This is a genomic window from Pseudomonas sp. NFACC02, assembly GCF_900110765.1.
In the GTDB taxonomy this organism is placed as follows: Bacteria; Pseudomonadota; Gammaproteobacteria; order Pseudomonadales; family Pseudomonadaceae; genus Aquipseudomonas.
The window spans coordinates 1-22,040 of sequence record NZ_FOEO01000039.1 but is presented as its reverse complement, the minus strand read 5'-3'; the positions used below and the strand labels follow the sequence as shown (position 1 = coordinate 22,040).

Annotated in this window: 15 protein-coding genes; 8 read left to right on the top strand and 7 right to left on the bottom strand. The window is 56.8% G+C overall.

Features of this window, described 5'->3' with window-relative positions; genetic code table 11:
* Positions 1-35: 35 nt before the first annotated feature.
* The 5 genes from BMY73_RS22590 to BMY73_RS22570 form a co-directional block, all read right to left on the bottom strand.
* Positions 36-1,202 (bottom strand): nucleotide sugar dehydrogenase, encoded by a 1,167-nt coding sequence (locus tag BMY73_RS22590; RefSeq protein WP_092409905.1) that lies wholly within the window; start codon positions 1,200-1,202, stop codon positions 36-38.
* Between the two features lie 56 nt (positions 1,203-1,258).
* The gene (locus tag BMY73_RS22585) at positions 1,259-3,631 is read right to left on the bottom strand and encodes a glycosyltransferase family 2 protein (RefSeq protein ID WP_092409903.1); all 2,373 of its coding nucleotides are present in this window, start codon (positions 3,629-3,631) and stop codon (positions 1,259-1,261) included.
* Complete coding sequence (locus tag BMY73_RS22580; protein WP_092409901.1) at positions 3,631-6,111, bottom strand: glycosyltransferase family 2 protein; 2,481 nt, start codon at positions 6,109-6,111, stop codon at positions 3,631-3,633. The genes BMY73_RS22585 and BMY73_RS22580 overlap by 1 nt, the downstream gene beginning before the upstream one ends.
* 148 nt (positions 6,112-6,259) lie before the next feature.
* Positions 6,260-7,669, bottom strand: a complete 1,410-nt coding sequence (locus BMY73_RS22575; protein ID WP_092409899.1) for a DUF4214 domain-containing protein — start codon at positions 7,667-7,669, stop codon at positions 6,260-6,262.
* 19 nt (positions 7,670-7,688) lie between these two features.
* Positions 7,689-8,510 carry a hypothetical protein gene (locus BMY73_RS22570; protein ID WP_175500232.1) on the bottom strand — a complete coding sequence of 274 codons (822 nt, stop codon included), beginning with the start codon at positions 8,508-8,510 and terminating at the stop codon, positions 7,689-7,691.
* A 977-nt stretch (positions 8,511-9,487) separates the two neighbouring features.
* Here BMY73_RS22570 and BMY73_RS22565 point away from each other — a divergent pair.
* From BMY73_RS22565 to BMY73_RS22555, 3 genes are read left to right on the top strand one after another with little or no spacing between them, the layout of a single operon-like run.
* Complete coding sequence (locus tag BMY73_RS22565; protein WP_092409895.1) at positions 9,488-11,251, top strand: type I secretion system permease/ATPase; 1,764 nt, start codon at positions 9,488-9,490, stop codon at positions 11,249-11,251.
* Between the two features lie 13 nt (positions 11,252-11,264).
* Positions 11,265-12,590, top strand: coding sequence for an HlyD family type I secretion periplasmic adaptor subunit (locus tag BMY73_RS22560; RefSeq protein WP_092409893.1), 1,326 nt, complete (start codon positions 11,265-11,267; stop codon positions 12,588-12,590).
* Positions 12,587-13,978 (top strand): TolC family outer membrane protein, encoded by a 1,392-nt coding sequence (locus BMY73_RS22555; RefSeq protein ID WP_092409891.1) that lies wholly within the window; start codon positions 12,587-12,589, stop codon positions 13,976-13,978. Before BMY73_RS22560 ends, BMY73_RS22555 begins: the two co-directional genes overlap by 4 nt.
* A gap of 12 nt (positions 13,979-13,990) precedes the next feature.
* On the opposite strand, the gene BMY73_RS22550 is transcribed toward BMY73_RS22555, so the two are convergent.
* Positions 13,991-15,151, bottom strand: coding sequence for a glycosyltransferase family 4 protein (locus BMY73_RS22550; protein ID WP_092409889.1), 1,161 nt, complete (start codon positions 15,149-15,151; stop codon positions 13,991-13,993).
* Positions 15,152-15,455: 304 nt separating this feature from the next.
* Here BMY73_RS22550 and rfbB point away from each other — a divergent pair, with 304 nt between their 5' ends.
* Genes rfbB through rfbA form a run of 3 tightly spaced genes read left to right on the top strand, consistent with a single transcriptional unit; the run spans position 15,456 to position 18,324 of the window.
* The gene (rfbB, locus tag BMY73_RS22545; RefSeq protein WP_092409887.1) at positions 15,456-16,532 is read left to right on the top strand and encodes a dTDP-glucose 4,6-dehydratase; all 1,077 of its coding nucleotides are present in this window, start codon (positions 15,456-15,458) and stop codon (positions 16,530-16,532) included.
* Positions 16,529-17,434: a dTDP-4-dehydrorhamnose reductase gene (gene rfbD, locus BMY73_RS22540; RefSeq protein ID WP_092409885.1), complete on the top strand. Its 906-nt coding sequence runs from the start codon at positions 16,529-16,531 to the stop codon at positions 17,432-17,434. Before rfbB ends, rfbD begins: the two co-directional genes overlap by 4 nt.
* Complete coding sequence (gene rfbA, locus BMY73_RS22535; RefSeq protein WP_092409883.1) at positions 17,431-18,324, top strand: glucose-1-phosphate thymidylyltransferase RfbA; 894 nt, start codon at positions 17,431-17,433, stop codon at positions 18,322-18,324. Before rfbD ends, rfbA begins: the two co-directional genes overlap by 4 nt.
* Before the next feature lie 63 nt (positions 18,325-18,387).
* On the opposite strand, the gene rfbC is transcribed toward rfbA, so the two are convergent.
* A complete protein-coding gene (gene rfbC / locus BMY73_RS22530) occupies positions 18,388-18,933 on the bottom strand; it encodes a dTDP-4-dehydrorhamnose 3,5-epimerase (RefSeq protein ID WP_092409881.1) in 546 nt (181 codons plus the stop codon).
* Positions 18,934-19,170: 237 nt separating this feature from the next.
* Here rfbC and lapG point away from each other — a divergent pair, with 237 nt between their 5' ends.
* Both lapG and lapD read left to right on the top strand, forming a co-directional pair.
* Complete coding sequence (lapG, locus tag BMY73_RS22525; protein WP_062385009.1) at positions 19,171-19,866, top strand: cysteine protease LapG; 696 nt, start codon at positions 19,171-19,173, stop codon at positions 19,864-19,866.
* Positions 19,867-19,874: 8 nt separating this feature from the next.
* Positions 19,875-21,824, top strand: coding sequence for a cyclic di-GMP receptor LapD (gene lapD / locus BMY73_RS22520; protein ID WP_092409879.1), 1,950 nt, complete (start codon positions 19,875-19,877; stop codon positions 21,822-21,824).
* Positions 21,825-22,040 lie beyond the last annotated feature (216 nt).

Here is a 22,040-nt window from a genome sequence, read left to right as displayed (position 1 = left end):
ATTGGATTAGATGAAAATATCTTTGAAAGGAGTTGCTAGTCGCTGCCAAATAAATCTCTGGTATAAACTTTGTTCATGACATCCATTATTTCGGCGGTGGTCCGATTAGCTACGATGACGTCTGCCCTTTCTTTGAACTCAGCAAGATTTTTAATGACCGGCGAATTAAAGAAGCTGTCTTCTTCCAATACGGGCTCGTACACAATTATTTCTATTCCTTTGGACTTCAGCCGTTTCATTACACCCTGTACAGACGAAGAGCGATAGTTGTCCGAGCCGGACTTCATAATAAGACGGTAAATTCCTACAGTTTTGGCTTCCAGTTTCATGATTGAGTCGGCGATGAAGTCTTTTCTCGTTGTGTTTGATTCTACAATCGCTTTTATCAGGTTGTTGGGCACCGACGAATAATTGGCTAATAGTTGCTTAGTATCTTTGGGGAGGCAGTATCCACCATAGCCGAAAGAAGGGTTTCTGTAGTGATCGCCAATTCTAGGGTCGAGTCCAACCCCCTCTATGATTTTTTTTGAGTTTATTCCAAGATGCTCGGCGTAACTGTCGAGCTCATTGAAATAAGCGATTCGCATCGCGAGATATGTATTGGAAAAGAGCTTTATCGCTTCAGCTTCTGTGGATGCTGTTTGAAGTACAGGGACGTCTTTCTTGTGTGCCCCCTGCACCAGCAAGTCTGCGAAAACTTTTCCGCATTCACCTTCATCCCCGACAATGATTCTAGACGGATTAAGATTGTCGAATAACGCTCGTCCTTCTCTTAGAAATTCTGGGGAGAAGAAGATGCTGTTACAACCATATTCAAGTTTTACTCTTTCTGTAAAACCCACCGGAACAGTGGACTTGATCACGATCGACGCTGAGGGTCGTATTCTCATCACATTGCTGATTACCATTTCAACACTTTGAGTGTTGAAGTAATTCGTCTTCGGATCGTAGTCGGTCGGCGTTGCAATGATCACGTAATCCGATTTCTTGAATGCTTCTTCGGCATCAACTGTTGCATACAGCGATAATTTTTTGTTTTTCAAAAAATCTTCTAGTTCAGGGTCGCTGATCGCTGAAACTCGATCATTTAACATATCTACTCTAGTTTTTACGATGTCCAGCGCCACAACGTCGTTATGCTGCGCTAGTAGCACCGCATTGGACAGGCCTACGTATCCAGTCCCTACGACTGTTATGTTCATTGTTCATCTCCTTTATATTACTGGCGCGGTTTGGGCGATTACGTTCTCTTGCTCGGTTATCTTGGTGTGGTGTATTGAAATGGCATCGCTAACCCTCCATAAGCCCCACTCAAATAGTCATGACTCAGTGCGGGGTGGTAGTAAGGGTCAATCTGTCCGTCCAGCGACCATCTTTCGATGAAGCCTTGTTGTTCTCGGCGCGCTCTGGCTTGTTTTTCCGCGCTGATGTCTTTGCCCCGGCTCGCCGACTCGGCGTGAATCAGCTTCGCAAATGCTGTCCAGACCAGGTGCATTCCGGCTTCCTGAATACGCAGGCAGAGGTCGACGTCATTGAACGCAACGGGAAACGCTTTTTCGTCGAGACCGCCGAGCGCTTCAAAGACTGATTTGCGCATGAGCAGGCACGCGGCTGTCACCGCGCTTTGTCGGCGGGTGAGTTGGTTGGTGGCCAAATAACCTGCGTCATGCTCTTCGAGGTTGTTACCGGCATGGGCCGCCAGCCCGTTAATCCCCACGACGACGCCGCCGTGCTGGACCATGCGGTTGGGCCACAGAAGCTTCGCTCCCACGGCACCGACGTTGTCGCGCAGCAGTTGGCTGAGCATTTCTTTCAGCCAGTGGGTTTCGATGATCTCGATGTCGTTATTGACCAGACCAATGATCTCGCCGGAAGCATGCTCAACGGCGCGGTTATTGATGGTCGAATAATTGAACGGGTGCGGGTGCGGCAGCACTTTTACGCCTTGTGTCGGCAAGTACTGCAGGTACTCCAGGGTCTCTGGATCGGTTGACTGGTTATCCACAACGATGATTTCGAGGTGTGGGTAATCCGTATTCAACAGACCTTCGATGCACGTGCGCAGCAGGCCGACCTGATCGCGAGTCGGCACGACCAGACTGATGCGGGGCAGGGTGAGTGGGAGTGGCCAGTGTGCCCGAAGCAATGCCGGGAAGTGTGGCAACGCCCTGACCGTTGTGCCGGGCACCAGGCTCTGACACAGCCAGGCAACCGCTTGATGGCGGTCCATCGACGGCCATGCGTGCTCCGGGCTGGCCGGCGCCCGGTGATCACGGTGGTAAACGACCTGAGGCAAGTGCACGACGGTTGCCTGGAGCTTTTCCGTGGCGAGCGCGATGCCGGCGACGAAGAAATCCCAGTTCAATGATTGCAGGTCGTTGCCAGGCGCGAGCAAGGAGAGGGCGGCCTCGATGATCTCCACGCTGAAAATTGCACCGGGGGTAAAGATGTCTGCACCGATGAACAGGTCCAGGTCCCATACCGGCTTTAACCAAGGGTATTCGCGCTCACCTTGCGGGCCGTCGCGGTCGCAGTCTGCATAGCCCCACGCGACGTTGTCATCCAGCAACCCGGTGAGGTGGTCCAGCGCCTGGCTTGCCAGATGGTCGCCTGCTTTTACAGGGACAACGCTGTCGCAGCCTGCTTCCAGCAATTCCTGGAGCGCGGGCAGCAGGTTGTCGGCAGTCGTTCTGACGATCTTGTGCGGTGTCGCTTTGTTGCCCCGCAGGCTGGCGAGTGTGACGCCTTCCAACGTCATGTCGCCCTCACTGAGCAGCAACAGACCGACGTTGGTCTTCTGCGGTTCGAGATTACGCGCAGGGGTGTGCTGGAAGACCTCGAACCACTGCGGGTAATGGTGAAAACCTGCGCTTTTGGGGAAACGGACGGTCTGTTCCTTTGCGACCTCAGTCAGCAACGCCAGCGTTTGCTCGTCTGGGCCATGCTGGTCATGCTGTTTAAGCAGGCCTTCCAGCCCTTCTGGCCAGCAGCACAGTTTGATGGGGCTGCCGGAAAGCGGGTGGCCCATGTCGTTTTCTATGTGCAAGGTGTGCGGCTTGCCGTCTGCCAGTTCCCAAGGCAGATCGATTGTGAAGCCATGATCGCTCGTCGAGCGATACACCAACGCCTGATGATGGGTGTCGCACGATGCCTGGGCGATTACGCGGTCGTCTTCGCGGACAGTGACCTGAACATGACGGTGCTGTGCATCCGGGTCGAACGACCAACCACTGAGTCGCAGGCCGCCGCTGTGCCAGACTTGCGAGGCGATCGCCGCCGGGACTGTGGGGGGCGGCGGCGGCATCTTGAGGTCGCCTGCCAGGACGCAGTCCTGATTGGCCACCCGAGCACTGATGTGTTGCGCACCTTCAAGCCAGGTGCGCCTGAGCTGTACGCCAAAGCCATGAAACTGGTCACCACTGTCGGCGTTTGGCTCAAAATGATCAGCGCGAACAAGGCTGACGCATGCGCCATCCACCATGACCTCAATGACCAGCCGCTCGCTCGGTCTGGATAGGTCCATTGCCCAGCCTTGCAGGACATCGCCGTAAAGACCGGTAATTGTGCCGCGCAATGGGGTGGAGCTGATCTGGCTGCTGTTAGCAGGCTTTGATAGGACTTCTTCTGACATCAGACCGGGCTCAGAGAAAAAGGAAGTAGTTTCATCGAAAGGGCTCCCGCCTCCTGGCTGATCGCTCCAGGTACTGCGTACAGCGACACTCTCAGCAATGCGGCCATTGCTGGCGCTTTCCAGCCAGCGCCAGGATTCGCCTCCAGGCTCAACGCACCTGTGCAGCCTGCGAGTGAGGCACAGTCGGCCGGCTCAAGTCCCTGGACTTGAGGCAAAGCATGAACTGCGCCAGTTGCCAGCAGCGTCTTGAGCCAAGGGCTGTCACCCGGCGCGAGCAGTGTGAGTTTGAGGTGGTCGCGCGTGATTCGCCGGCCCAGTTCGATCCATAGGCGGGCCAGATCGGCGTTGGTCAGCTCGTCTGCAATCATCAGCACGCGTGGAGGCCGCTTGTCGGGGCGAGCCGGTTTGAGCGTGTGGCGATCAATGACAATCGCCGCGCCTGGGAACGCCTCGGCGTAAGGCTTGCGGAGTGCCTTCCACGGCACATAAAGGCTCGTGGCCTGGCTGACAAATGCGTTCCAGTCGCGAGAGGGTGCGGACCTGAGCAACTCGTTGTCCCGGCAAACAATGCGGTAGGGTTTTTCGAGCTTCGTCGCCAGGTCCAGCACGTCTGCGGGGCACCCCGACAATTGCCGATACACGATCTCTTTGAGGTTGAGTGTCTTCAGGTCGTCGCTCATGCGCTCGGCGTCGCCCGGCAGACGGTATTCGATATTCAGCGCAAACGGCTTCAATTCGGCGTGCAGCGTGACCACGGTACGGGCGCCTTCCTGTTTCCAGTGCAAACTCAGCGGAGCCTGGAATGGTGCCCCGCAGTGGACTTGCAATTGCTTGAAGTCTTGCAGAGGCTTCGCATTGCGTGGGGAGGCCGCCATCTCCGTTGCCAGCCAGTGCAGTCTGGCTCGTTGAAGGGCCTCTCGGGAGGGCTGGAGCGGGTCTCGCAGACAGAAATGTTGATACCGTGCGGAGGCTGTCGGATAGCGGCGCTTGAGAATGGCATTGTTATGGGCCACTCGCAGAACCTTTTCCTCGCCGAAGGAAACGCCTCCTTGGTGGGCAACGAAGACACTGGGCGCGCCCATATGACGCCATCCGAGGGAGCGCGCTCTAAGGCACCAGTCGGTTTCTTCGCCGTAGCCCCGCAGCAGTTCTACCTCGTCCAGATACCCGACCTCGTCGATGGCCTGGCGCTTGATGTAGAGGCAGAAGCCACATCCCGTCTCGATCTCCACGGGAGGGCTGTCGATGGTGAGCGCCAGTTCGTCCAGCACCGCCTGTTGTTCGGCCGTGGGCATTGTGTGGCTGACACGGCTGACCGGGAAACTCATCAGCTCGCCGTTATTGGTGAAGGGCGTAACCGATGCGATGTCTTTGGCGCTGTACGCCACTGCCCGCAGGCGATCAAGCCAGTTCCCGTGCACACGGGTGTCGGCATTGAGCCACACAACGTCTCGTTCCGGGTGGAGCGCCATGCCGCGGTTAACGTTTCGAATGAAGCCCAGGTTGGTAGCCTGCTCGATGTGGACGATGTCGCCTTTGGCCGCAAGGTCGGCCAGCGCGCGGCGTAGAGCCGGGTTGGGCGTTGCATCGTCCAGCACCACCAGGCGGTGAGCAGTGCGGTTCAACGCTCGGCTGCCAATAACGCTGTTGAGGCATTCAAGGGTTTCTTCAAGACCGTCATACACGGGAACGAGGATGTCGACCGGTTCTTGGCGTCCCGCTTGTTTACCAACAGGAGGAGGTGGGACGAAGGTCGGAAGGTTGGACAGCGGACTGCCGATGAGCGGCGTGCCATCTTCATAACGGATGTGCAGGGTGGGCGCCGGGTCGTTGATCTGCACGCGGAATGCGCCCTGATTCGAAGCGAGCCCCGCTTGCGTCAGCAAAGGATCGGCGTGCTCAGCCGTGCAAACGTACTGGGTCGCACCTGACTCGAGGTACACCTGGACCCTGCTGCCAGGCGAGCGCAGGTTAAGGGCCCAGCCAGAGACTTCACGGCGTTCGGCATCGTATCGACTGACGCCAAGCAGCAGAGGAGCACCGGGTTGTTTGTTCAGGAGCCCGACTACCAGCTGAAGCTCTTGGGCGTCGGTAATCTCTGGAAGCCTTGAAAGAAGTGAGCGACGCAGGTTTTCCGGCCGTTCGGTCTGGCTGCGTAACTGCCACAGCATTGAGCGCAGAACGCTGTCGGTAGGGTTCAGTTTCCAGGCCGCGGTGAGCAGTCGTGTGGCGAGTCCGGGTTGGCCGAGGTTCGATACAGCACGGCCAATCAGCGCCTGGATATCCGAGCGGTTAGGAAGGCCAGCGGCGGCGGCGCTCAGGTACAGAAACGCTTCATGAGGCTGTTGTTGCTGCATCGCGTCTATGCCCTTCCAGATCAGGGCTTCAGCGCGGTATTCGGGCGTGTGCAGCGCTTTATTCAGAAAAAAAATGGCCTGTTCCAGCTCGCCGGCTTGCCGGGCAAGATGAAATCGATCCATGAGCGTCCCCGGCTCGAGGCTGGGTTGGATAGAAGTGGCCATTGGGTGATTCGCAAATAAATAAAGAGGGGCGCCCGCGAGGGAGCCCCTTTTTGAAAACCCCCAGCCTTACGGCTGGAGGTGATCGGGCTGGTTCAGAAGCGGTCGATTAAACCGAGCCTGGAACCACTACAACGTTGGTGACGTGAGCTTGTGCATCAGGCGAACCGACGATGTCGATAGCAACCTGGGCGTGCGAAGCACCGTTTTCCAGCGCGGTCAGCCAGAACGCTTTGCCGCCAACGTCGTTTGCGTCGTTGTCACGACCCAGCGCGTTGGTGTACAGCGAGTTCACGAACTCGACATTGGAGTGGCTGGAAGCCTCGCTCGAGTTGATGATGCCCGAAGCGATGTCTTCACGGGTATTGCCGTTCGACAGAGCATTGACCCAGAAGTCCAGACCAGTATCGTCGGCGTTGCGGCCCAGTGCAGCTTCATACAGGCCTTTGACGAAAGCAGTGTCAGAGCTAGTAGCAGCTTGACCTTCGGTCGATGCAGCCAACTGCACAGCCAGATCCGACAGGCTCAGGCCATTGGCAACTGCATTGGACCAGAAGTCCTGACCGGCCTGGTCAGCACCAGTGGTGCGGCCCAGCAGATTGTTGTACAGATCGTCGATGTAGCTGTCGACGACAACATCTTTGTATTCGGCCGAGTTGACGAAGACTTCAGCCAGCTGAGCGGAGGTTGCACCGTTGTCATGAGCAGTGGTGAAGAACTCAGCACCGGCTTGATCGGCGTCGCGACCCAGCAGGCCTTCGTACAGACGCAGAACTGCAGCATCTTCAGCGTTGTCAGCGATGGCAACAGTAGCGCCGTCGGTGAAGCTCAGGAATTCAGCGTGGGTAACGCTGGTGGTCTGATCATCGCCGTTCAGTACCAGAGTCGAGCCGGACTGCGAAATCTGGAAGTCAGCACGTGCGCCGCCGATCTGAACGGTGTCGAAGCCTTCGCCAGCATCAATAGTGTTAGCAATGCCAGCACCGGTGATGATGGTGTCGTTGCCTGCACCGGTAGAAATGAAGTTAACGCCAGCGCCGCCGATTACGGTGTCGTTGCCGCCTGCAGTGGTGATGACGTCGTTGCCGTCGCCGCCTTCAACGGTGACGTTGGCGTCGCCAGTCACGGTGATGGTGTCGTTACCGTTGCCGCCAACGATGACTTTGTCCGAACCTGCAACAGTGTTCAGGGTAGCGTTAACGCCTTGGTCGCCGCTGATGACGAAAACAGAAGCGTCAGCTACTGGAGTCAGGTTGACGTCGACTTGAGGAGTTGCAGCTGCACGCGCAAAGGTCGGTGCGTCAGTCGAGATAGTCACGACATCTGGAGTCACGCCGTCTTGGCCAGTCACTTCACCGGTGATCGCGTTGTAGGAAGCTACCGACACTTCAGTGCCCGATGCATCCAGGTTCAGCAGGGAGCTGATGGCTGCCAGGGTAGTAGCGGAGATTGCTGGGTTGCTTTGCAGTTCTGCGGTCAGAGCTGCCGCGGTGGTTGGTGCATCATATTGCAGTGCCATGAGTCTAATTCCTGATGTGTCAGGCCATTTGGCCTATGTTGCTATCTGTCTGCGTAATCGCAGGTTTTTCCCTGAGAGACTTATGGCGGAGAGCGTTGATCTCGTTTTTGGGAGTAATTGAGAGCTGTATTGCGACCAGGGGTTCAGTCCCGCTGGGTCCAAAAAGCATTTGTTCGTTGACGATGGCTTGTGGCGCTGATCCAGCAAACACTACATAGCCGGTCAATTCGTAATGGGAGCGGTCGGGACCGGTCAGGCCAAAGCCGACAGCCACAAGCGAAGCACTCTTATTGCGAGCCCCGGTAAAGCTTCCGGTAAGAACTTTTTGACTGGGGCCGGCGCCAGCGATAGTGCTGGTGTAGGCAAGGTCCACACCAGACGGTTTGTTTTCCCAAGTAATCGAGAAACCTTCCAGGCGGGCAGCATCTCGCTCATTGCCCAGGCAACCATCTACCACGGACACATCCCCTTGATTTTCAATATGGCCAGTCAGCTTGAGTACCGCTCGGACAGGTGCGGTATGGGAAAAGGCTACTGCTTCGGGGGCAGCGCTGGCAGGCATGAAGTTACGCATGATCGCCGCAGACGTGTCGATGCGGTCGATACGTAAGTCGACGGGGTCGACTTGCATGTCGGCAAGATAATATTCGGTGATCAGAACGGTCGCGACACCACTTTTCACACGACCAATGACGCAGTCGCCCAGCTTGGTGAGCATATTCTTTGATACGCCTTCAGCCGGGAAGAAGTCGATCACGCCTTTACCGAGCGGCGCTTGCTGCAAGGCGATGCAGACACTTCTTTCTGCTATGGGCTGCGAGGCGTAACGAAAAATGTACATCCCCGGCTCCAGGAGCGTTACGCGGGACGTAATTTTCAGGCCGTCTAATGTTTGCGACTGCACTCAATAAGTTTCCTTCTTATCCCGAGCTGACAGCAGTGATCGGGAGTGACTATCCGATCAACTCATCACTGGTACTGCACAACTTAGTGGCGCACTGGTGGCAATTCCGTCGTCGGAGATTAATTGATCTCAGCGAAATGTCAATTGTTCTCGTGGGAAATTTCCCCAGATGCCGAGCGAAACCAGCGACTGCATGTTGCTCTGAATTAGGAATTCTGTGTAGGCCGTTGGTCAGGAAGTGGAAGGCTCACGAGTACAAGTTGCCAACATTACTGGTTGGGCAGGTATCGATGAAACGCATCTGCTGCAGATTTGGGCGTGGTCGCTCCAGCGTCTTCAACGGAGCACTGCGCTGGGTTTTCAGCTGTTTCTGGCGTATTTTTTTGGCGTCAGGAAAGTGGATTTCTCTGGCATCGTTGATCATTGGGGCTGCAGGTCGGTTAGCGAAGGGGAGGGGGTGTACGTGCTGAGAAAATGCGTGTGTTTTTTGATCGTTTTGAGGCAGGTTTTGGTGGTTGATGCGCTGGTTTGGGCGGGCGGATAGCGAGTACACGCTTCAATTGCGCTGGTGCTCGAGGCAGGCGTTGACAGGTCATAGCTTACATTTTGGCCCGGTAAACAATCTGGTTTTGGAGGTGCTTCACGACTGTTTGGCTAATCTGTAGGCATGTCGGGCAACATATAGATACGTATCTAAGGCAGTTCGTCGGGATGCCTATAAATGTGCGGAACTATTTCTCTTACATACGAAGCAAAGTTGCGGTCCTTACGCGTCGAGTTCCTTTTCTTAAAAAAAACTTCACGAAAATCCGCCAGACGGCGACTCGTTTGATGGCCCTTTAATGCTGTTTATGACTCAGGTCAGTGATACACTCCCGCGCTTTCGCAGCCCTATCTCATCAGTAATGGATTCCATGAGTCGCTCACACGAAAACAACCTTCAAGCCGCCCTTAGGGTCTGCAAAGGTAGCTTCCTATCGGTTGGATTTTTCAGCCTGTTCGTCAACACGCTGATGCTTGTTCCGACCTTCTACATGATCCAGATATCGGGGCGAGTGGTGCCAAGCAGCAGCACCTCGACGCTGATTATGTTGACCCTCATCCTGACCGTGCTGATGTTGACGCTTGGTTCTTTGGAATGGGTACGGTCAAGGATCATGGTTCGCATCAGCAATCGGATGGACGTCTTGCTCAGCCGTGATGTTTATCGGGCAAGCTTCAAACGAGCGCTCAGCAGTGGAGGCATGGACGCTTCCGCGCAGTCTTTGAACGATTTGACCTCGCTCAGGCAGTTTCTGACGGGCAGCGGGTTATTCGCCTTTTTCGATGCGCCCTGGTTACCGATCTATACCGCCGTGATGTTCATGTTTCATCCCTGGTTCGGATGGATGACAGTAGGCGCTGCGGTCGTGTTGGTAGGCCTTGCGTACCTTAACCACCGTTACACCAGTAATGCATTGGCCGAGGCGAACAAGCAGAGCATTACCGCGAACCTTCAGACCACAAAGAATCTACGCAATGCCGAAGTGATCGAGTCCATGGGTATGCTCGACACACTAATGGGCCGTTGGGCCGCGCGGCAGCGCCGAGTGCTGGTGCTGCAATCGGCTGCCAGTGATAAAGGCGGGATCTTGACCTCGATCTCTAAAACTTTCCGCAACTGGGCCCAGTCAATGATGCTGGCCGCTGGTGCCTATCTGGTCATCACCCATGAGATCAATCCAGGTTTGATGATGGCGGGCTCGCTGCTGTTGGGGCGAGCGCTGTCGCCCATCGATCAGATGATCGGCAGCTGGAAAGGCTTTGTCGCTGCACGCATGCAGTATCAGCGTTTGAACGACACCCTCCAGAAGCTCCACTCCGAGCCTGAGCGAATGTCTTTGCCGGCCCCGGAAGGCCACATTCAGGTCGAAAATCTTGTCGTTGCCCCGCCAGGAGCGAAGGCAGCGGTTATTCGCAACATCAGTTTTGTCGCGCCGGCGGGCAGCATCGTTGGCATCGTCGGGCCTAGCGCTGCGGGGAAATCGACACTGGCCCGGGCTTTGCTCGGCATCTGGCCTCCGCAGCACGGAACGGTCCGCCTGGACGGTGCTGACATCAGTGCGTGGGATAAACGTGAGCTAGGGCCGCACCTTGGCTACCTGCCGCAGGACATCGAGCTGTTCGAAGGCAGCATCAGCGATAATATTGCGCGATTTACCAAGGTCGATCCTGAGCAAGTCGTACTGGCTGCTCGAATCGCGGGTGTTCATGAAATGATTCTGCAGCTACCCGACGGTTATGACACTGTCATTGGTAGCGAGGGCGTCAATCTTTCGGGCGGGCAGCGTCAGCGCATAGGTCTGGCGCGCGCGGTCTACGGCAGCCCACGTCTGATCGTCCTCGACGAACCCAACTCCAACCTCGATGAAGTCGGTGAACGCGCGCTAAGCGTTGCTTTGCAGAAAATCAAGGAAACTGGCGCTACGGTGTTCATTATCTCTCACCGACCCAATATCCTGTCCCGGCTGGACCGTGTGATGGTGCTCAGTGCCGGCACTTTAAGCATGTACGGGGCCCGTGATCAGGTCATAGCCGAGCTGGCTCAGCAGCAAGCCAAAGCTCAAGCGAAAGCGCAAGGTCAGGCTCAGCCCAGAGTCGCGGCAACGACAACCGGCGAAGAACAGCCCAGCGCTTGAAAGGAATTCGTGAATGAGCAGTAATTCAATGACTGTGCTCGACGAGCACTCTGCCGACATGCCCACTTCCGACCGGGGAATTCGCCGAGTCGGAATGACGATTGTGTTGGTGACCTTTGGACTGTTCGGTACGTGGGCCGCCTTTGCCCCACTGGGCAACGCGGTTTACGGCACTGGTATCGTGACGGTACAGAGCTACAGAAAGACGGTGCAGCATCTGGAAGGCGGCATCGTAAAAGAACTTCTCGCCCGGGATGGAGATACCGTACGCAAAGGCGATCCGTTGATCATCCTCGATGATTCGCAATTGAGTTCCGAGTATGAGTCCACTCGCAACCAGTTGATTACTGCCCAAGCCAAAGAGGCCCGCTTGAGGGCCGAACGTGACGATCTTCCGTCCATTCCGCCTCTGGTGATCAAGGGAGAAGAAAGTGACCGCGCGCGCGAGGCCATCAATGGTGAGGCGCAGGTCTTCAAGGCTCGTCATGTCGCTCGCCTGGGCGAGATTTCGGTGCAGCAAGAGCGCATAGGGCAGTTGAAGCAACAGATTGTTGGCCTCAATGAAATGATCGCGACAAAGGTCAATCTCGAAAAGTCTTACAGCGGTGAGATTACCGAGCTTAAAGATCTCTTGCGTCAGGGCTTTGTGGACAAGCAGCGTCTGCTTGAGCAGGAGCGCAAGCTGGACATGCTCAAGTCCGAAGTTGCCGATCATCAGTCGACCATTACCAAAACCCGTCTACAGATCAACGAGACGGAGTTGCAGATCGTCCAGCTCAATCAGAAATTCAGTTCTGATGTGGCCAAAGATTTAAGTGACGTGCAGGCCCAGGTGTTCGACCTGCAGGAGAAGGCCGCCGCACTGAAGGATCGACTGTCTCGCGTCGTCATCCGGGCGCCGGAGGACGGTATGGTTCTCGACATGAAGGTCCACACCATCGGTGGCGTGGTTAGCGCGGCGACGCCATTGCTGGACATTGTCCCTGAGTCGTCCGAACTGGTGGTCGAAGCGCATGTCGGCACGAATGACATTGACCGGATCACGTTGGGCAAGCACACCGATATCCGTTTCAGCGCGTTCAACAGTGCCACGACGCCGGTTATTCAGGGCGAGGTGACGCGTATCTCGGCTGACAGGCTGACCGATGAGAAAACCGGTGAAGGCTATTACTTGGTTCGAGTCAAGCTGACGGACGAAGGTAAGCAGCGGCTGGGTGATCGTAAGCTACAGCCCGGCATGCCCGCTGAAGTCTTGATCAACGCTGGTAGCCGAACGATGCTGCAGTATCTTTTGAAGCCGGCTAACAACATGTTTGCCAAGTCGATGATCGAGGAATGACAGCAGTGCGTTTTCTTCCCGGTCTGTTCCTGAGTTTATTGGCTTTTGACATCTATGCCGCTCAGCCTGTGGCGCCACAACAGGTTAGTGCCTCGACCTATGCGTTGGATCTGATGACGCTCTACAAGGAGTCCAGGCTTGAAGATCCTCGGATCCTGTCCGCCTACGCACACGCCCGTTCCGCCGCCGAACAAGAGCGTGAAGCGTTCGGTGGTTTACTGCCTCAGGTGACGGCCAACAGCAATTTCAACAGGATATTACGCAAGGATGAAGCCTCGCGGGAAATCTATGACAACAAAAGTTACTCGCTGAATCTCACGCAGTTCATCTATAACAAAGAGGCGTGGGAGCGTTACCAGAAGGCCAAGAGTGTCACGCTGCAGAAGGGTTCGCAGTCTGAGGACGCTCAGGCAGAGGCGACGGTCGATCTGGCCAAGCGGTATTTTGCGGCACTGGCAGCCGACGACGCTCTGGAGCTCGTTGTAGCTGAGCGGCGCGCAACGCAGGGCAGCCTGGACAGGGTCAATGCCATGTACGCCAAGCAGATGGCGAAGATCACCGACATGCTCGACCTTAAGGCGCGCGTCGACTCTCTGGTGGCGCAGGAGGTGGAAGCGCGCAATCAGGTCCGTCTGACTCGGGAGGCGTTGTCGGAAATCGTCGGGCGTCCGATCAATGAGCGCTTAAGTCGTATCCGCAACGACATTGCCCTTGAAGCACCCACATTGCCACTGGAGACCTGGATCGCTCAGGCGATGGACAGCAACCCCAGGCTCAAAGCTTATGAAAGCAATCTGGCAGCGGCTGACGCGGCCGTGCGGGAGGGCAAGGGCGGTCACTATCCCTCGGTGACCTTCAACCTGGGGGCGCAACAGAGTGACGTGGGTTACGACAACACACTGACGCCCCGGAGCGATAGCTATGTGGCGACTATTGGCCTCAAAGTGCCGATCTACAGCGGTGGGTCGACCTCTGCGCGGGTGCGCGGTTTGTATGAGGACCAGTACGCAGCCGAGCAGGATCTGGAAGGTGTCCGCAGGCAGGTGGTGAAAGAGACCACCAATGCGTACCTCACAGCGCAGTCTGCCGTAGACAAAATACGTGCCGGTCAGAATGCATTGTCCTCTGCCAAGCAATCAAGTATCGCGGCGCAGAAGGCCTTCACTTACGGCGTGGTCAATGCTGTTGATGTGTTGACGGCTGTTCAGAATGAATTCAAGGCTCGGGGCGATCTGCTTAAGTCGCAGTACGACTTCATCACCAACCTGTTCATCCTGAATCGCTGGGCAGGCAAGTTGTCTGCTGAAAGCGTTGCCAGTGTGAATGTGTGGCTTGGTGGTGATGATTCCGAAGCGCTGAAAGACTTGAAGGTTTCCAGCGCCAAATAGGTCGATAGCCCGTCACGTTGTGTCGCGGGAAGCGAGTACCTTCTGGTAGACCGCTAGCGTCTGCCGAGCACACGCTTGCCAGGTATACTGGCGTGCGCGTTGAAGGCCCAGCTCAATTCGCTCTGCTCGCAAAGCGTCGTTTCCCAAGACGTTCAGCATCGCCGCTTTGATGCTGTCGACATCCTTGGGATCGACCCTCCATGCGGCTTCTCCCGTGACCTCCGGTAGGGAGGTCGTATCCGACGCAATTACCGGGCATTGCGCAGCGAACGCCTCAATCACCGGCAGGCCGAAGCCTTCATATAGCGAGGCGAAGACCAGTGCGCCTGCGCTTTGGAGCAGTACAAGCACCTCTGACTGATGTAGATACTTGAGCCAACGACCTTCACCTCTGTCTTCCAGCTTCCTGAGTTCAGGTAGCAGGCTTTCATTCGCCCACCCATCACGGCCAACGACAATCAGTGGGTGGGCCTTACGCACAGCATCTGGCAGTGCGTTGAACGCCTTCAGCACCGTCGGGAGATTTTTGCGAGGCTGTAAGGTCCCGACAAATAAAAAGAAACCCGGATCAAGATGGTACTTCTTCAGCACCGCATCGCGGGCGTCCAGCGGTATACGTTCAAAATAGACAGGGTCAACTCCCAAGGGCGTCACGCTGATCTTTTGAGGGGCAATGCCCAAGTACTCTACAAGGTCCAGCTTGCTGTATTGGGAGATGGTGATCAGATGCTCAGCCTTCTGAACGCTTTTGGCAAAGAGCCAGCTTTTCAGGCTCTTGAAGTTTTGCCTCATCCATTCCGGGTGAATCAAGGGAATAGCGTCCATGACAGTAGCCACAACGGGTATGCCAGCGATATTGGGTATCTGATGGTCAGATGCATGGAAGATGTCGACGTCTTGTCGGATGGCGGGCGAGTTGGGCAAAGGGCGATTGAGCACACCGCTGAGCAGGGCTTGAATCCGGAATTGCTCCGACAACGTTTTAGGCACACCACACGCTAGCTCAGGCAGGTTCCGCCCGAACGCATACGGCTTGATCGTGATGTCCTTCGCTTCGCCTTGCTTGAGGTCTTCCATCGCTTGCCAGAGAGAGCGGGTGTAAACCCCGATTCCATCCAGGTGTCCGGCACGTTTACATCCTGCCCAGACTGTGCAGCTCAAGCCAATATCCATACGTGTTCTCAATCTAACCGGTGCACCGTGAAATAGTCGGCGAGCCTACCATGAGTCTGGCTGCTGAGCATTTGTTCCGTTGTTGCCCTACGTACTACTGGTGGCCCTGTGATTCCGTCGCTTGGTTGAGATTCATCTTTGAACAGCTCTACAGAGCTTGTATTCTCCCCCGCTGGTTAGCGGCTCTAGGCCATGCCGTCTGGCGTCGCAGCTTTCAATGTTGGTGGGTCGCTGTCCGGCCTGACGCAAATGAAAAGCAGCCTCTGTAAGGAGCGTTGCTGGCAGATCAAGGTAGATAATTCGCGTGAAGATTTTAGTAACCGGCGGCGCTGGCTTTATCGGCTCGGCAGTTGTGCGCCACATCATTTCCAATACCCCGAATGCTGTCGTCAATCTCGATAAGCTGACTTACGCGGGAAACCTCGAATCGTTACAAAGTGTTGATAAGAATGAACGGTATGCTTTCGAGCGCGTGGATATCTGTGATCGCGAAGCGCTCGACCGGGTTTTGCGCGAGCACGAACCGGATGCGGTGATGCACCTGGCGGCCGAGTCTCACGTTGATCGCTCCATCAGCGGCCCTTCAGATTTTATTCAGACCAATATCATTGGAACCTACGTGCTGCTGGAAGCCACTCGCAGCTACTGGACGTCGCTGAACGAAGAGCGCAAGGCGTCCTTCCGTTTCCATCACATTTCTACCGACGAAGTGTACGGCGATCTCGAAGGCCCTGAGGACCTGTTCACCGAAACGACGCCTTACCAGCCAAGCTCCCCATATTCCGCTAGCAAGGCGAGTTCGGATCATCTCGTTCGGGCCTGGGCCCGTACCTATGGTCTGCCGACCATCGTGACCAACTGCTCGAACAACTACGGTCCTTTCCACTTTCCAGAGAAGCTGATTCCTCTGGTCATTCTCAACGCGCTGGAAGGTAAACCGCTTCCGATCTATGGAAAAGGCGATCAGGTCCGCGACTGGCTGTATGTGGAAGATCACGCTCGAGCGCTCTATAAGGTTGTGACCGAAGGTGAGGTCGGGGAGACCTACAACATCGGCGGCCACAACGAGAAGCAGAATATCGAAGTGGTGCGCACGGTCTGCGCGTTGCTCGATGAGCTGCGTCCTGATTCTCCCCATCGTCCTCATGCGGATTTGCTGACCTATGTGACGGATCGTCCCGGTCACGATCTGCGCTATGCGATTGATGCCAGCAAGATCCAGCGCGAGCTGGGCTGGACCCCGGAAGAAACCTTCGAATCGGGCATCCGGAAAACCGTGCAGTGGTACCTCGACAATCCTGAATGGGTCGCGCATGTCAAAAGCGGCAGCTATCAGCAGTGGATCGACAAGAACTACGCTGCGCGCGCTGATAACGCATGAAGATTCTTCTGCTGGGAAAAAACGGACAGGTGGGTTGGGAACTGCAACGCGCTTTGAGCGTGCTGGGTGAAGTCGTGGCGCTGGATCGCTGTCCCGTGGCGACTGAATATGGAAACCTTGTTGGCGACTTGTCCGATCTCGTCGGCCTGCGCGAGACGATCCGCAGTTTTGCGCCGGATGTCATCGTCAACGCCGCTGCGTATACGGCTGTCGACAAGGCCGAGAGCGAGCGCGACCTTGCTCGAACGGTGAACGCCTTGGCGTGTCAGGTGATGGCTGAAGAGGCTAAGCGTCTCGACGCCTGGCTGGTGCATTACTCCACCGATTATGTGTTCGACGGCAAGGGCATAACTCCCTGGAAAGAGACCGACACCGTTGCTCCGGTCAATCACTACGGCGCCACGAAGCTGGAAGGCGAGCGGATGATCGAGGCCTCAGGCTGCAAGCACCTGATTTTCCGCACCAGTTGGGTCTATGCGGGGCGCGGAAACAACTTCGCCAAGACCATGCTGCGACTGGCGAAAGACCGGTCATCGTTGAACGTGATTGCTGATCAGATTGGCGCACCCACCGGTGCCGAGCTGCTGGCCGATGTGGCCGTGGCGGCCCTTCAACAGGCGCTGGTCAGGCCCGAACTCAGCGGTATTTATCATCTGGCGCCAACGGGGGATACCTCGTGGCACGCGTACGCGAAGTTTGTCATCGAATTTGCCCGTGCCCATGGCGAGTCGCTGGTGGTGGAGGCCGTCAACCCGATAGCAACCACCGAATACCCGACACCGGCAAGCCGTCCGCTGAACTCACGGCTCAACACGGAAAAGCTCCGCGATTCCTTCTCTCTGCACTTGCCGGATTGGCAACGTGGTGTAACCCGAATGCTCATGGAAGCTCTGAACAAATGAATACGACTAACCGTAAGGGAATCATTCTGGCGGGCGGCTCGGGAACGCGACTGCACCCGATTACGTTGGGTGTCTCCAAGCAAATGCTTCCCATCTATGACAAGCCGATGATTTTTTATCCTTTGTCGGTGCTCATGCTGGCGGGGATGCGCGAGATCCTGATCATCTCGACGCCGGAGGATTTGCCGGCGTTTCGTAAGTTGCTGGGTGACGGCAGTCAGTACGGCATCGCGTTGACCTATGCCGAGCAGCCCAGGCCGGACGGTCTGGCTCAAGCCTTCCTCATCGGCGAAACGTTCATCGGCAATGATCCGTGCTGTCTGATCCTGGGGGACAACATTTTTTACGGGCAGCACTTCTCGGACAAATTGCGCTCTGCCAGTGAGCAAGCGTCGGGCGCGACGGTATTCGGCTATCACGTCTCGGATCCCGAGCGCTTTGGCGTGGTTGAGTTCGATGAAAGCGGACGCGCTCTGAGCATCGAAGAAAAGCCGACACAACCCAAGTCCAGCTATGCGGTGACAGGCCTGTATTTCTACGACAATCAGGTCGTCGAAATCGCGAAGAGCATCAAGCCGTCCGAGCGAGGCGAGCTGGAGATCACAGACGTCAACCGTGCATACCTCGAACAGAAAACGCTGAATGTGGAAATGCTGGGCCGTGGATTTGCCTGGCTAGACACCGGCACCCACGAGTCTTTGCTCGAGGCAAGCCATTTCGTGCACACCATCGAGCAACGTCAAGGCTGGAAAGTGGCGTGCCTCGAGGAGATCGCATACACCAATGGCTGGATCACCGCTGAGCAAGTGGGTGCTCAGGCTGAAAAGCTCAAGAAGACCGGGTACGGTCAGTACTTGATGGGGCTGCTCAAGCCGACGCAGCACGGGTAATACAAAGGTCCCTCACCGCAGTGAGAGGGTATCGGCTTCGATATGCCGATACCCTTTCGTGTTTCAGTCGAAGGTTTCGGCGACTTCGAAGCTGACGGCTTTCTGGTCCTTTGCTGACAGCACAGGTGACTGTTCCATTGGCCAGTCGATGCCAATGGTTGGGTCATTCCATGCCAGACTCCGTTCGTGCTCTGGCGCCCAGTAGTCAGTGGTCTTGTAAAGAAACTCCGCATTTTCAGAGAGCACCACGAATCCGTGAGCGAAGCCCTCTGGAATCCACAGCTGCTTTTTGTTCTCTGCGCTGAGAAGCAGACCGACCCATTGGCCGAACGTCGCTGAGCTTTTACGCAGATCGACTGCGACGTCGAAGACCTCACCGTGGGTGACGCGCACCAGTTTTCCCTGCGGTTGCCTGATCTGATAATGCAGTCCGCGCAATACGCCTTTCGCAGAGCGGGAGTGATTGTCTTGAAGAAACCGTATGGGGCGACCAACGACCTCTTCAAACACCTTGTGGTTGAAGCTCTCGAAGAAAAATCCGCGGTCGTCGCCGAAGACTCTGGGTTCAAACACAATCACGTCCGGGATGGCGAGCGGAGTTGCCTGCATGTCGGGTTATCTCTGAAATTAAATAAGAGGCGCTGCCGGGGGTGAAAATCCTGCATGGATAAACTGCGTGGCGCCTGGTTCAAGAGGAACAGGGGCCGTACTTTAACGGCGATTCGGGTGCGCGTCAGCCATTACGACGGGACGATGATCAGATGATCTCACTACGCCATTGTCTTTCCCCGCCCAACCCGTCACCATCGCTTTCCGGTTATCCATTTGCCTGATGGACTAGACGAATTGGCAGTACGTTCAGCACATAAGCGCCCTGGGTTTTGGTTGCTTCTGGCGCTTGCACTGACGTGCACGGCGTGTGCGGGCTATCTGAGTGCCGATTGGGATTTTTCCCTGATCAGTCGTCGGGCCGAGGCGTTGTATGGGCCGTTGGGCGCGGGGAAGCAGCGGATCGATGCGTGGCAGAATCTGCTCTCGACCGAGAAGCAGGTCAGCGAGCTGGACAAGCTGACGGTGGTGAACCGGTTCTTCAACAAGCAGATGCGCTATGAAGAAGACATCGATCTGTGGCACGAGGTCGATTATTGGGCGACGCCGGTCGAATCGCTGATCAAGGGCGCGGGGGACTGTGAAGACTACGCCATCGCCAAGTATTTCAGCCTGCGTCGTCTGGGCGTTCCCAGTGAGAAGTTGCTGATCACGTACGTCAAGGCACTGCGTCTGAACCGGGCGCACATGGTGCTGACCTATTATTCGAGCCCGAACGCGATGCCGTTGGTCCTCGACAGCCTCATTAACGAAATCAAACCCGCCAGCGAGCGACAGGATCTGTTGCCGGTGTATGCCTTCAACGCTGAAGGCCTGTGGCTGCCGGGTGCGCAGGGCAATAAAAAAGTGGGCGATACCAAGCGTCTGTCCCGGTGGCAGGACGTGTTGAAGAAAATGACCGCCGAAGGCTTTCCGACCGAGCCCGAGAATTAGGAGTACTGATGTCTCTGTTCAAACAGCTGTTGATCGCTATCTGTCTGTTTCTGGCGGTCGCGTTTGCGGGCAGCTTTGTTGTCAGCCTGGAGAGTTCGCGCGCGCAGTACGTGAATCAGTTGCGCTCGCATGCTCAGGATGCGGCGACTTCGCTGGCGTTGTCGTTGACTGCGAACATCGACGACCCGGCGATGGTCGAGCTGATGGTGTCCTCGATCTTCGACAGCGGTTACTACGCCAGCATTCGTGTGGTGGATCTGGCTAGCGATGCGGTGATCGTGGAGCGCAGTGCGACGCCGGACAATCAGGGCGTGCCGCAGTGGTTCATTAATGCGATCGGGCTGGAGCCGGCAGGTGGCGAGGCGATTGTCAGCAAAGGCTGGCAGCAGACCGCTCGGGTCGAGGTGGTGAGTCATCCGATGTTCGCGCTGGCCAAGTTGTGGCAGAGCGCGCTGGGCAGTCTGGGCTGGTTGCTGGCGTGTGGCGCGGTGAGTGCGGTCCTGGGCGCGTTGCTGCTCAAGCGTCGGTTGCGTCCGCTGGATGACATGGTGGCGCAGTCTCAAGCCATCGGCCGCCGGGAGTTCGTCAGCATCACTGACCTGCCGCGTACACCGGAACTGCGTCGGGTGGTTCAGGCCATGAATCAAATGGTCGAGAAGCTCAAGGCGTTGTTTCAGGAGAGCACGGAGCGCAGTGAGCGTCTGCGCGTGGAGTCGTATCAGGACAGTCTGACCGGTTTGTCCAACCGCCGTTATTTCGACATGCAGCTCAAGGCGCATGTGAGTCATCAGGAAGAAGAACGCTCCGGTTACCTCTTGCTGTTGCGTGTGCAGGACCTGGCGGGTTTGAACCAGCGTCTGGGCGGCAAGCGTACCGATGCGTTGCTGATCGCGGTGGCGCAGCTGTTGCTCAAGCACTGTGACAAATACCCTGAGACGCGCAACCTCATCAGCCGCTCTCGCGGGGGTGAGTTCGCGGTGCTGGCGCCGGGGATGGATCGGGAGGAAGCGCTGGCGCTGGCTCGCGAGCTGGAGATCGCTTTGCAAGCGCTGGGGGCAACGGGGGCTTCGGACGTGTCGCCTGTGGCTCATATGGGCCTGGCGCCCTACGCACCGGGTGATGCCCCGCTGACCTTGCTGGGGCTGGCAGACCAGGCACTTTCCCTGGCCGAAACGCAAGGCGAGCAAACGTGGAGTTGCGTTGAAAACGGCGCCGTCAGAAGCAGCGGTGACGACGAGCATACGTGGCGTCGGGTGCTGGATCATGCGCTGGCGACGGGCGGCTTCGAGCTGTTCTTCCAGCCTGTGGTTGAAACCGGTAATACCGGCCGGGTGCTGCATTACAAAGTCCTGTCCCGGTTGGTCAACGAGCAGGGCGAGGCCATTGCGGCGGGGCGCTTCCTGCGCTGGGTCGAACGCTTTGGCTGGTCGAGCCGACTGGATTTGCTGATGCTCAACCAGGTACTGGCCCACCTTCAGACCCACGACGAATCACTGGCTTTCAACCTCTCTGCGGCGACATTGAACGACGCGGGTGCGTTGAATCAGGTCTTTGATGCCCTGCGTCAGCATCCGAAGCTGGCGGGGCGTTTGACGTTCGAAATCGGAGAGGAGCAGTTGCCTGAACAGGCGGTGCTGGAAACGCTGACGCGTCGTTTGCAGGAAGCAGGCTTCACGCTGGCGCTGCAACGGTTCGGCGGGCGTTTCAGCATGATTGGCAACCTGGCTCACCTGGGGCTGGCGTACCTGAAGATCGACGGCAGCTATATCCGCGCCATCGATGAGGAACGCCACAAGCGTCTGTTTATCGAAGCGGTGCAGCGCGCGGCCCACAGCATCGACCTGCCGCTGATCGCCGAGCGCGTGGAAACCGAGGGCGAACATCGGGTGATTGCCGAGATGGGGATCGAAGGGGTGCAGGGGCAGTTGATTGGCGAGCCGGCGCCGTGGAGGCGATGAGGGACCTGTCGCAGACGCAGTACGTGTAGGCGCGACGGGATGGCGTTTCGCGTTGCCAGCGATCTGGCGCGTGGCGGCAGTAAATCCAGACGCCGCGTTGTATCAGGTATGCCGCGTTCTCCGGTTTTGCTGCCGGTTCCCGGCAGATCGCGGGACAAGCCGCGCTCCTACGCCTTCGGCAGACGCAGATGAGCGACACGTCTGATCGTTCCCACG